10 protein-coding genes and 1 pseudogene are annotated in these 12,643 nt (G+C 38.4%); 8 read left to right on the plus strand and 3 right to left on the minus strand.

Annotated features, from left to right (window positions below; genetic code table 11):
• From J6U00_RS05600 to J6U00_RS05625, 6 genes and pseudogenes are all read left to right on the plus strand, one after another.
• A pseudogene (locus J6U00_RS05600) lies at positions 1–939 on the plus strand (hypothetical protein); the annotation flags it as partial.
• Between the two features lie 11 nt (positions 940–950).
• Positions 951–1,325 carry a hypothetical protein gene (locus J6U00_RS05605; RefSeq protein ID WP_296580015.1) on the plus strand — a complete coding sequence of 125 codons (375 nt, stop codon included), beginning with the start codon at positions 951–953 and terminating at the stop codon, positions 1,323–1,325.
• Between the two features lie 33 nt (positions 1,326–1,358).
• Entirely contained in the window at positions 1,359–2,321 is a 963-nt protein-coding gene (locus tag J6U00_RS05610; RefSeq protein WP_296580017.1) for a hypothetical protein, read from the plus strand.
• Positions 2,322–2,452: 131 nt separating this feature from the next.
• The gene (locus J6U00_RS05615) at positions 2,453–3,064 is read left to right on the plus strand and encodes a hypothetical protein (RefSeq protein WP_296580018.1); all 612 of its coding nucleotides are present in this window, start codon (positions 2,453–2,455) and stop codon (positions 3,062–3,064) included.
• Between the two features lie 93 nt (positions 3,065–3,157).
• On the plus strand, positions 3,158–4,018 hold the full coding sequence (locus J6U00_RS05620; protein ID WP_296580020.1) for a TIGR02452 family protein: 861 nt from the start codon (positions 3,158–3,160) through the stop codon (positions 4,016–4,018).
• Positions 4,019–4,081: 63 nt separating this feature from the next.
• On the plus strand, positions 4,082–4,912 hold the full coding sequence (locus J6U00_RS05625) for a hypothetical protein (protein WP_296580022.1): 831 nt from the start codon (positions 4,082–4,084) through the stop codon (positions 4,910–4,912).
• A gap of 554 nt (positions 4,913–5,466) precedes the next feature.
• On the opposite strand, the gene J6U00_RS05630 is transcribed toward J6U00_RS05625, so the two are convergent.
• Positions 5,467–7,971, minus strand: a complete 2,505-nt coding sequence (locus tag J6U00_RS05630; protein WP_296580024.1) for a glycoside hydrolase family 9 protein — start codon at positions 7,969–7,971, stop codon at positions 5,467–5,469.
• 509 nt (positions 7,972–8,480) lie between these two features.
• A complete protein-coding gene (locus J6U00_RS05635; protein WP_296580026.1) occupies positions 8,481–9,392 on the minus strand; it encodes a hypothetical protein in 912 nt (303 codons plus the stop codon).
• A 447-nt stretch (positions 9,393–9,839) separates the two neighbouring features.
• On the opposite strand from J6U00_RS05635, the gene J6U00_RS05640 reads away from it, so the two are divergent.
• Complete coding sequence (locus J6U00_RS05640; protein ID WP_296580028.1) at positions 9,840–10,493, plus strand: CpXC domain-containing protein; 654 nt, start codon at positions 9,840–9,842, stop codon at positions 10,491–10,493.
• 205 nt (positions 10,494–10,698) lie between these two features.
• Positions 10,699–11,763, plus strand: a complete 1,065-nt coding sequence (locus J6U00_RS05645) for a GGDEF domain-containing protein (protein WP_296580030.1) — start codon at positions 10,699–10,701, stop codon at positions 11,761–11,763.
• Between the two features lie 304 nt (positions 11,764–12,067).
• On the opposite strand, the gene J6U00_RS05650 is transcribed toward J6U00_RS05645, so the two are convergent.
• Positions 12,068–12,559, minus strand: coding sequence for an HlyD family efflux transporter periplasmic adaptor subunit (locus J6U00_RS05650; protein ID WP_296580032.1), 492 nt, complete (start codon positions 12,557–12,559; stop codon positions 12,068–12,070).
• Between the last annotated feature and the right edge of the window lie 84 nt (positions 12,560–12,643).

Below are 12,643 nucleotides of genomic sequence, written 5' to 3' on the forward strand. Positions count from 1 at the left end.
CGTCATGCTGTACATTTACATTTCAAACTTGAAAAAGCATGGGAATCAGCTGAACGCTGGGGTAAAACACCTGTTGTGCTGAAAATAGCTGCTCATGCTATGGATTACGATGGTTTCCGTTTTGGAGTGACTGAAGGAAATCGAACTTGGGGCACACCACGCCGTATAACAGGAAGTGTATGTGTGAATGGTGATGATTTATGGCAGAACGGTATATGGCTGACAGAAGAAGTGCCTGTAAAGTATATATGCGATCCTGTATACGAAAAGCTCAACGGTAAAGTCAATGAAATATACATCGATAGAAACAGAAAAGATATATTGCATATATCTGATGTGATATATGGTGATCCATTCTTGTGCATAGTTGATGATTTAAGAGATTATAACAGAGCTTGTTTTGAAGGAGATGAGCTATCTGATTATAATTATTGTTCTGATTCTGAGCTATTAGCTCTTGATGATTATGATATTCATGGAATTATAAATATAGAAGCATTGGTAAGAATAGCACAACTTGATTCAAGCAGATTGACAGAAGAACAGCTAAGAGCCGCTGAAAACAAGCTTAAGGACAAGGTCATTATCGATTCTTCTGATGTCAATTATATTCTTGATATTATAAAATCATCGAAAATAACTGCTTGTATTCCTTCAAAGGATAGCTTTTATTGGAATAAGGATTATTCTATTGATGATATTGTAGCCGCTTTGCATGATTTGACCGAAGCCGACTATGTTGCCAATCCTGGCGATATTACGCCGAAATATATCGGAGATATAGTCCTTACCTTTAAACCAAAACGTCAGCTTAATATTTGTAATATAACAAAGATCAGTAATCCTACAATTCAAATAAAGGTCGATACAGATAGAAGATATTATGATACGTTAGTTTTGATGACAATAAAAGATTCAGATAATCAGGTAATTGTTTGAATGGAGGAAATATGGAGGGAAATTATAATAATAGAGACGCCGTTGATAAAACATTCTGTATCGTTGCAGGGGTAAGCGGTTTCGGCTTTGAACTTAAGAAAAACAAGTATTGCAAGGATGTCTTGACTCTTTATTTCGATGATATAGAAGAGCCTGAACATGGACTTAGACTTATCTTCTTTCCACAGGCAATTGCAATTGTACAATTCATTAAAGCTCATGCAGAGGACGTTGATACGCTGCTTATACATTGTTTTGCAGGGGTTTCACGTTCCCTTGCAGTTGGTGTATTTGCGCGGGAGATACTTGATATCCCTCCGACTGATGAGACTGATTATAATGAATATGTATATGCAATTCTGAATAGAGCTTGGAGAGAACTGTAAAAAGATAATGTGCTGGAGGTCAAAGTAATAATTATGATTGAACTACTATATTATATTAAAAGCGAAGAATACAGGAACTGGCTTATTGAAAATGAGAAGCTGTTAAATCAATGGGATTACTTACAGATCATCAATGCTGCTCAGATCGATATTCGTGATAAACTTAGGCTCTTAAAGAAATACAAAGATGAATTAATAAAGAATGGAAGGATCACACGCAGGTATGATTCTGCCTGTAAATGTTATGAAGCAGCAATAAATCTGCTTCTGGAGGAGTCTGATGTTGCGTTATTCCAGGTTACTCTAAAGAGAAGGCGCAGCACAGATGACATCGAATACACCTGCGATAATACATGGCCTTGCAAGTCTTTTAGTGAAATATTAGAATATACCCAAGAAAGACTTGACGAAGGAGTAACAAACGATGAATTTGATGATTCCTGGTATGTAATTGAGCGTTATACACTGAGAAGCGGGAAATACGACCTTGATGCTTGGTTCGTTATGAGCAGCAATGGTACTGTGTGGTGTACACAGCTTTATTCTGAATCAGCGGTTGTCAGCGAAAATCATCATAATGATAGATTAGTAGATATGGCTGGATTACATTTACCAATGCCTTATAAAGAAGGCGATATCATTACCATTGACTGTCGTCCTTTCCATAAGCCTTTTCATGCTTTAATAACCTGGTCAAATGATAATATGCATAATTACAGTACTTGCGACTGCCTATGTTATACGTTCGAGCCATACTACGATCGTGTGTTGTCTATAAATTCAATTAATCATCTTTATGTTGGATTTGATGAATTCTCTCCTCTTATCAATATCAGTAAGTTTAAAGGCGAATTACCCCAAAATGAGAAAATCATAAAAGAAGTTAGCAGATATATAAAAACACATGAATATGGTGCACACAAAATAGAAGATATGCATTTAGGATCTGATTTTTCAGAATTTGAAGAAAAACTGATAAAGCTTATAAGTGAATAATCCCACGCTCCCAAGTAAAATGAGAGCATTATTGGACAGGAGGATGTTTATGGTAAACATGAAATTTATATGCAGCAGGAAAGGAAGTATACGTTTTATTTTCTCATTTTGATTAAAATGAAGATAATTATATGAGTCGATACATTGAAAAGAAATACGTATATGCTGTCCCTGAGAAAACGTTTTGGATAATAGGCGGAATAAACGGTGTCGGTAAAAGCACCTTTACTGCTGACCAATCTGTAAATTACTTAGGGCGTATAATAGATCCAGACGCTTTTGCAGCTGAAACAGGAAGTATTATGTCAGGAGGCAGAAAAGCATTAGAAGAGATCAATTGTTGTCTTAAAAAAGGAATCACATTTTGTCAGGAAACTACCTTGTCAAGCAGACAGATCGTAAATACTATTAAAATGGCCAAAGAGTATGGATATCACATTTCTATGGTATATATAGGCCTTGATTCAGCAGAAGAAAGTATAGAGCGAGTAGCGAAACGCGTAGCAGCTGGAGGACATTATATTCCGGATGATATTATAAGGCGCAGATTTCAAAATCGTTTCATTCAACTTGAAAAGGTTCTCTTTTTGTGTGATACAGCAAGATTTTATGATAATACTCATGGATTCGAACTTATAGCTGAATTTTATGAGAATAAGATGATGGAGCTGAAAAATAATTGTAAATGGCTATCTGAGTTTATATCATACTTTATAGGTAATGGCGGCGAAATGTGGCTTTGATATTGAGTAAAAACTATTTGATACGTATATATTTAATACTGTCCACCAAATGGTGGAATATTTTGAAATTTTGATAGATTGAGAGGAGTATTTATGAGAGACAGAACAGTTGATATTCAGATGTTTGAAAACACAATGCAGATACTGACAGAAGGATACTACGAGAAAGACGGCAAAAAAATACCGCTGAAACTCTCCGACAGGGAGATGAACGAGATTCAGGTATACCTTCCTGATGATGTAAAATTGATCTGTAACAACAGAGAATTCAAGCCTATTGATACAAAAAGCGAAAGATGCATCCATAGCTGCGAGAATATTGATTCTTATGCACTTGCACGAAAGCGTTTAACTGAAAGCATGTCTAAAGTTCTTGTGCTGAATCTGGCAAGTCCTGTCCATCCGGGCGGCGGAGTCCGCAGAGGAGCAAGAGCGCAGGAAGAAGATCTGTGCAGGAAGAGCTCTTTGTTACTGTCGCTTGAGAGTAAGAACGCAAGCAAATATTACGATTATAACAAGGGCCTGCACACTTTCATGGGCTCAGATGCTTTGATGCTTACACCGAGTGTAGAGATTATCAAGGACGAAAATGGTGTTTTACTTGACGATACCGTTATAGTATCCGTTCTTACATGTGCTGCACCGAAAGTATCTGACGGCAAAGAAGGCATGAGCGAATCTGCATACAGGCATCTTGTATATAACCGCATTGTCGGAATGCTGAAATCGGCAGCGTTCTTCGGATATAGGCACCTCATTCTCGGAGCATGGGGCTGCGGTGCATATGGGAACGATGCGAGTGTGATCTCTGACCTCTTCCGAAGAGCGTTGAATGAACTGGATTATAACGGATATGGTGAAAACGACCTTTTCAGCAGGATTGACTTTGCTGTGCTGGATCGTACACCGACACAGTTCAATTATAATCAGTTCAAGAGAAATTTCCGTGCCTGATGTATCATTATTGATAATCATACAAGCTACGTGGTATAATATTAGAGAAATAGGTGCAATGCAATGAAAACGTATTTAAGATATCCAATGATTTTAACAGATTCCACAGCAACTAAATCAAAAGTTCCTAATGAAGCAAAAGAAGAGTTAGAAATTCTTTTCAACAAATGTGAAGCATACTGTATTAACAGTACGCTGAGAATAATATTGTTGCCCATCGATTCAAATTTATACGGAGAAGTTATGTCCTTTATAAATCGCTATAAGGAATGGGCAAATAAACTAGTGACATATGAGCATAAATTTACAAAAACAGAGATTCAGAGAAGTGAATACTTTCTCGTTGCATCAAAATCACTTGTATGTATTAAAGGAAGTATTGGGGAGTGTTTTGAATCCTGTTGTTCTAATGGCAGCTTGTTAGGAAATCAAAAGGATTATTTTAAAGTAAACAGAGTTGATATCAAAAATAAACTATTCACCGCCACTAATACTTGTCGTTATTTTATTACACAATTATTAAAAGACAGTCTAACCCAACAGAGTTTCACAAATATACAATTTTTACCAGTATATGATGATAAAACTGATGATGTAGTGGCTTATCAGGTTGAAGTCAATGAAGTAATGCCCTCTTTATCCGAACTGAATGGCTGGATTACATATAAAGAATGCTCTCATTGTGGCAAGAAGATTTATGATGTAATTCAGAATTATCCGCATCCGTTCTATTTACCCGCTAACATAAAGACGAGCTTGAAGGACTTTAACGCTACTTTAGAGACATTTTCTGAAGCTGATGCAAAGTATTATATCATAAGTCGAAGATTTTTAGAAGCATTAGAAAGCATGGGAGTAAAAGGACTTATCTGTCAACCTATAGTTTTTAAATAATATCATACTTTAAAACCAAAGGAGCTGTAAACAAAAGCTTCTAAGCAGCTGTCTCGATTGGATTTTATATAACATGTAGTATACTATTATAGTATTATTCAACTTTCCTAATCTACCTTGAAGAGCATACATGAAAATATCAGCTTTTGTAAGAAATGGTGATATAAGGATCTGGTAAACTTTTATAATAACCTAACAGTAATATGCCATATGTCTTTGGCAAAGCATTAAGATTTGTTTTTCATTTGTATATATAGATGAAAGCCGCTGCAATATTTTTCACAGCGGCTTTTGTTACGTCAAGAGGAGGTATCATCTATACATCATTGAGTCATGAAGTCCTTGATATTTTATATAAAACTACAGGAACATTGTATATTAAATCATTGTCATCAAAATACTCATCATTTAAGCTCAATATTTTATATTCAGAGTCATATATTCTAAGATATGGGGTTCGCGGATTTTCAGTTTAAATTCAACCATATTTACTGCTTCAAATGGTGCGAATCAACGTCAGTTTTAGATGGAGCCATCTCAAAAATAAATATTTTTTAATCAGTTTTGTCATCAAGTCCGAGAAGCTTCCACTGTATTGCCTCTGCATCACCAACTGTCAGACCGTTATCGTCCATATCGCCATTGAGTTTGCCCTGTTCAGTAAGATGATGCTCTGCTGTACCATCTAAGCCATATTTGTTAGGATTTGCTAGAGATTGCATAATGAGCACAGCATCGCCCATGTCAACACTTCCATCACAGTTAGTGTCGCCATAAAGCCTTACATCTTCACCGGTTTTTTCATTTTCTGTTACACTCGTTATAGTAGTGGTAGTAGGTGAAGTTGTTGTAGTAATAGCCGTTGTTGTTGACTGCTGTTCATTCGTATCTGTATTCTCAGTAAGCGAAAGTAAATATGTAAGTGGAGAATTCCAGTATATGGTTATCTCATTTGTAGAATAACTCTCAGAATTGTCAACGTAACACTTAGCTGCCGGCTGATCCTGACAGTAAGCCTTTGCTGCGCTGTCCTCAAGATTCTGATTTACACCGCCTGCAAGCATCCCCTTCATAGCATGACCAACAGCCATCGAAGGACGATGGTGTGGATTTTCAGGAGATACAGTACCGTATCCAGAAACAAAACATGTTCCAACAGGGTTAACGCCAAAAAGATAATCCAGCTGAGCCTGAGCAGCCACATAGTAACTCTGCTCACCTGTAAGCTCACCTGCAATTGCAAGGATAATACCACCGTTTGCAATCGTCATATTACTGCCCCAGTTAAACATCGAGATAGCCTGACCGTATGGTGACGCCTCAGAAGTACTGAGAAGTGACTTTGCCTGCTTTAAAACAGCACTTACAGCATTATCATATGCAGTTTTATATACCTCCGAGCTATTATCCGCATTTTTCATTGTAATGAGAGCGATATTGCCATAGTCCCCCACTGTTGACCAGTCAAGACCTGTAACAGCTCTGCTTACACTTGAAAGGTACTTTTCGTCCCCTGTGGCGCGGTACATCTGAACCGCTGCCCAGTATCGCTCGTCATTATCAGTCTTGTCACCGTACTCGCCTGTAACTATATCGGCAGGATTATCGAATACAAAATTAGGATTCGTCTCAAGCCAAGCCCACGACTTATCTGCGGCATCCATGCACTTCCTTGCAAAGTCCTTATCATACTTCTCATAAAACTCAGCAGCAAGTGCCATAGAAGCACAGAAATCAGCGGTAGCAGTTGAGCTTACAGGAGTTACGATAAGCTCTGCTGTTTCTTCTGTTGGCATAACATACGCTGGGAAATTAGCACATGATACTTTGTGGTATACGCCGCCGTCGGCAGTCTGCATCTTCATCATCCATTCCAGTTCAAAACGAGCCTCGTCGAGTATATCAGGAGTACCGTTTCCACTCTCAGGGATACCAATATCATCACTATAAAGCTCAGGATCAGCCTCATAAGCATAAAGCAGATCTGCAACAGCCTTTGCCGCAGGAACAACATATCTTCCATAGTCTCCTGCATCATGCCAGCCGCCGCTTACGTCTACCTTATCGTTCGTGCCATAGACAGTAGCCATTTCAGTATGACATGCCTCATGGCCGAAATCCTTGTCCTCTATTTTAACACCACAGCGCTGTAAATAGAGCATCCTCACACTGTCATCAAGAAGATTTGAATATACTTTATCACCTATCTCAAATGTATATGAATCATCAAGTCCCTCACAGGAAATATAATACTTGCCTGCATCCTTAACAGATGAAAAGTCACCTGTCCAGTTTGTCTCATTTGCACTCTTGTTATCTGTCTTGTTTTCAAGCTTACCTGTAAAAACAGCCTTTTTAGTATCCGCATTTACTACATTGAATTCAGTCTGTTCGGTAACGTCTCGGAATACCGCTATTTTCTTTCCGTTTGTCCTATATCCTACCTGATCAACATTTATAGATGGAGCATATGGGCGGCTAGAAGCGTAATCAACATTACTATCATCAACAAGCTCAAGCGAAACGTTATCAATAAAAATAGTATGCTCAGGAAGTTCTCCCTCGTACTTCTCCTGTATACCACAGTTGAACACAAGCTTGGCCATGATATCCGTTTCTGCCTCCATAGTGAACTCATAGTCCACAGTCTGAGGTTCTGTTGTCAATTGAAGTCCCTTCCAGGTATAGGCCTGATAAGTGCCACCGTTCTGCTGAATCATTCCCTCAATAAAACGGTCAACGCTTGAAGAAATATCATACTTAATACGATAAACACCATTCTGATAGAGTGGAACAATGTCATAAAACACTTGTACTGCATAGTTAAGCTTTCCGACGCTAGAAACTGTCAGAGCAAGCTGTCCGTCCTCAGTGCCAAGAGAGCATTTACCACCGCTCTCCTTGTATGTGCCCCAGCCCGAGGTACCGTTCTCAAATGTGGAATTGCTAATAATGTTTCCCGCGGCAATAACAGAAGTTCCATTATAGGGCATAGCAGCCGCAACAACTGTACAAGCTGCCAAAACAGCCGCACATCTTTTGATAGTAAGATTTTTCATTTTTGATTCCCTCTCAATTACATTTGCGCCGAGTAACATTATGTGCTACTTCATTAATTCCATACAGTGCAGATACGGTATGTGTATACCGTGTACGGAGTTCAATAAAATCCATTTTCATGCTAAACTCGGCTTTTTATTTTGTGCATTTACAATTATATTGTATCAAAACATAATGTGGTATGCAATAGTATTTTGCGCTTGTTATATAACATATCATGCATTTGTCAGCATTAATGGCTGTAAGAGTTAATAGACAAATCTTTATTCGTATATTTGCTTTTGCCATTTAAACAGTTCCTTTGTCTCTTTATCTATGTACCACTGAAACTATAATCAAACTATACATGGTAATATGAAACAAATGTTATCGATAATAAATGTTTTTTAGTTTAAAGCTACATTAAAACTATAGATATAAATATCCCCTCTTCATTGTCACAACTGACTTGAAGAGGTTTTTTTCTTTTAGATATGAATAACTTTCATCCCTGCATAATCAACGTAAATCAGATTAAGGCGTAGAAATCCGCACCAAGCTCATTTCTTTCTGAATTGATCTTTGGAAGAATGACCTCTTCCCTGCCGTTGTAATAATAAAGATCATAATTTCCGTGCAGTGTACTGCTGTAAATATATGAGCTGCCCCCTATAGGGCAAATATCTGAACGATCACATTCTGCAGTATTAAACGGCAAACTTACAGCCTTTTTTCCGTCAAATCGCATCAGCTGATCATGATGGTTTGTTTTGCTACGCCATTTGGTAAAGTACAGATCTTTCCCCATTACTATTGGGTAGTAAGCATTTACTCCATTTTCACTGAATATGGCGCTGCGTTTTCCATTGCCCAGTTTCATCCGATATATAGAGCCTATACTATTTTTATAGCCTGCATAATATATGTACTTTCCGTCATCAGAAAAACACGGCATTGCTTCCTCGATGATATCATCTGTAAGCATAGTAACATTTCTGGTCTGAATATCTAATAGCGCCAGATCATACTGGAAGCCATTAACAGCACTGTTCCATTTTCCGCGCTTGAAAATAATACTTTTTCCATCTGGAGACCATTTGGGATCTTCATTGCGATAACCGCTGTGTTCTGTCATATTAACAACGCTTTCATCTGCGGCGTTATATATGTAAATATCCCATTCATCTGCTGTAGTATCTATTGCCATAAATGTGACTACATCGGGTGTATTTCCGAAACTGCCGTTCATAGCATGAGCAAATGCTCCCTCAATCGTTCTTATCGAACCATCCGGCTCCATATAATACAAACTACTATCCATAGCTGAGTAATCAGTATAGCTGTGCCATACAAGCCATCCCTCTGGAACAAAACTTGTTTTATAAGCAGAACCAAATGCAATAATTGATGCTGCAATAAATGCTGATATTTTTCCCAACATATTATTCCTCCGTAATACTTGAAAATGTTATGATATGGAAAGTATCAAAATAATTAACCATTTTTATTATACCACTTCTGATGTTCTATTTCAAGTACGTGTAAGACACAGCCAGTATTTTCAACAACATGTCAAGAGTATGCATGAAATACAATCTTTATTTCACTATGGAGATAGAATTTAAATCGAGAGTAATCGCTACTCTTGAGGGAAAGCAGGCGTAGTAGCTAATGGAATCACTATAGTGACTAACTTCGAATTTTCATTATCATTTAACATGCAGTCGTATATGACGTCAGCTTATGGCTTAAGGCTCTTTTTTCATCCGAATCTTGATTTTCAACTTGATATATGGTATAATAAATGAAATGTCTCATTTATGCCGGTGCGACTTTCTTGTCTTAGGAACAGCATCAAAGCTTAAATATTATGAAAAGAGGAAAAGCCATGTCAAGGAATCACATAGAAAAGGTAAAATGCCAGAAGTGCGGTCACGAATACGATTACAAAGTATGGGAAAGCATAAATTCCAAGGATTCTCCAGAACTTAAGGAGCCCGTAAGAAATCAGGAGGCGTTCATATTCCACTGCCCGAAATGCAGCAATGGCACTGTAGTTTTATACCCATTTTTTTATCACGAGCCCGAAAAGAGTTTCCTTATACACTTCGTTCCCGAGTTTTCTCAGGCTGCGATTAACTTTATGCAGGAGCTCGACCACGACCCTTATGACGAGAGCATACCTCTCGAAGCAAACTGCCAGAAGCGCGTAGTATTCAATATAAACCAGTTCCACGAAAAGCTCCTAATACTTGACGAGGGGCTTGACGACAGAGCTGTGGAGCTACTGAAGCTGTTTATCATCGCTGAGATAATGAACAAGGACATCGAGCATAAAATTGAGGAGATATACCTCAACAAAGAAAAGGACGGTTCCCTTAAGTTCGCGGTACTGTTCAATAACAGCGAATGGGGACGCACTGAGTTCATACGCAGCAACTACGACCTAATAGTCGAAAAGTTCAAGGTAGACCTCCTTGCTGCCGATGACGTAAGGATAAACACCCAATGGGCTATGGAAATCATGAACAAGAAAATCTGAACCCTTTTCTGGTCACTTAATGTAAATAATATATATACATATATTATATTGATTTTAACCTATCAATATGGTATAATTAGTATGTACTCAATGACCGCCCGAAAACGGTTATTGCCGTGAACGATGTTCAGGAGGCGCAAGACTTTATAAAAGAATCTACGCAGACACTGCTAACATTTAGACTGTAAGGAGAGGAGCTGATGGAATGTTCAGAGATATCGTACAGATGAGCTACCTTATTATTGTAACGGATTTTACACTTTTTTTCTTTCTCTTGTTTAATTCAACACTTTCTGCAAATCGCAAATCAAAATTTATGCTATGTACTATCATCTCCTTTATGATGGTCGTATGCAATATAGTAGTATATACCTTCACAGGAACAGGCAAGCACATTATGCTGATGAAAATATTCTCAGCAATAAGCTTTACCATAAGTGGTCCAGTGGCTCTGCCCTTCATTTTTGTTACGGACGTCTTAAAAAAGCGTGCCCGGCGTATCATACAGTTTCTGGCACTATTCAATGCTATTCTCTGCCTGCTTAGTATTTTCACTGGCTGGGTATTCAAATTCGACGAAACAGGTATCCGCTCATTTGGTCCGCTGGCTTTCGTACCCTACCTTTTTAGCTTTATATACATATTTGTGCTGCTTGCCATAGCCATTATCAAATTCAGGCTTGGATTTAAACATGAGAGCGTATTTATACTGATCCTTAGCGGCGGCATAATAGTAGCGGTAATAATGAATGCTGTGTTCCATTACAAGTTCCTTATAAGCGGTATGGCAGCTCTTTCATGTACCTTCTACTATATCTTCTTCACTACGGAGACCCTTACCCGGGACGCTCTGACAGACGCATTCAACCGTCATTCCTTCTACAATGACATAAAGAATATGCAGAAGAAACAGATGTACATAGCTTCCATTGACCTTAACGGTCTTAAGACCATAAACGATACCTACGGTCATGACGCCGGCGACAAAGCTATACTTGCCGTATCTAAAAGCGCCTCAGAGGTGCTTCCGGTAAGGTGCCGTTTCTACAGAATGGGCGGAGACGAGTTTGAGATACTCTACCCCAATGCCACTTATATTGAGGTTGAGCTGACCATGCAGCAGCTCAAGGAAGCAGTACATAAAAAAGGATACAGTATCGCGGTGGGCTTTGGCGAGTTCAAGAAGGGCATGAAGTTGGACGACGTTATTAGAGAGGTAGACGCGATAATGTACGAGGACAAGGCTCAGATGAAAGCCGCCGGTGAATAATGCAGACAGCCGGTTACAAAAACTCTTTTATGAGGACATAACGGACTGAAATTCAACGAAAAGCCAATGATTATTGAAAAATTTTCGGACTTTATACATCTGCATAAAACAAGATATTCAAACGCAACGTAATATATAAAAACGTCTGGGAGTATTCTCAGACGTTTTTTATTGATTTTCCGAAATAATACGAGCGAACAGTATTCGCTCGTAAAAAAGTTCAAATAACATTTTGTACGGCTCAGGGCAGTTGTGCAAACGCCAGTCTGCTTTCGACCGTCAAAGAAGCTATATTACAATAGAATTATTTCTCCTTCATGCTGTCACCGAAACCCTTTACTATGGGATCAAGGAAATATCGCATTACTGACTGCTTTCCTACCTTGACCTCAACTGCTCCGGTAAGTCCGGACATTATGCTGATATCGGGATTCGTGTTTTCAACCTCAAGCTTTACAAGATAAACGCTGCCCATTTTCTCGGTATTGAACGAGCTGGGACTGATATACTTAACAGTGCCCTTTACCGTTCCATACTTGTTGTAGGGATAGGCTTCAAGCTTTATCTCAGCTTCCATTCCCACCTTTATATCCGCTATGTCCATATTTTTGAAGTAGCAGACCATTTCCACATCTGCTCCGGCAGGTACTATGGTTATAACCTGCTGCGCAGCCGTTACGTTCTCTCCTATACTGTTTACTGAGATACTATTGATATAACCATTCACAGGCGCTTTTATCTGCTGATTATTTTTTGAAAGCTCGTATTTTTCAAGCTCTGAATTAATCTGGCTCAACTTTCCATTTATATCCGAGATATTAATATCTCGGATATAAATGGAAAGTTGAGCCAGATTAATTCAGAGCTTGAAAAATACGAG

It is taken from the genome of Ruminococcus sp., from assembly GCF_017650195.1.
Classification (GTDB): Bacteria; Bacillota; Clostridia; order Oscillospirales; family Ruminococcaceae; genus Ruminococcus.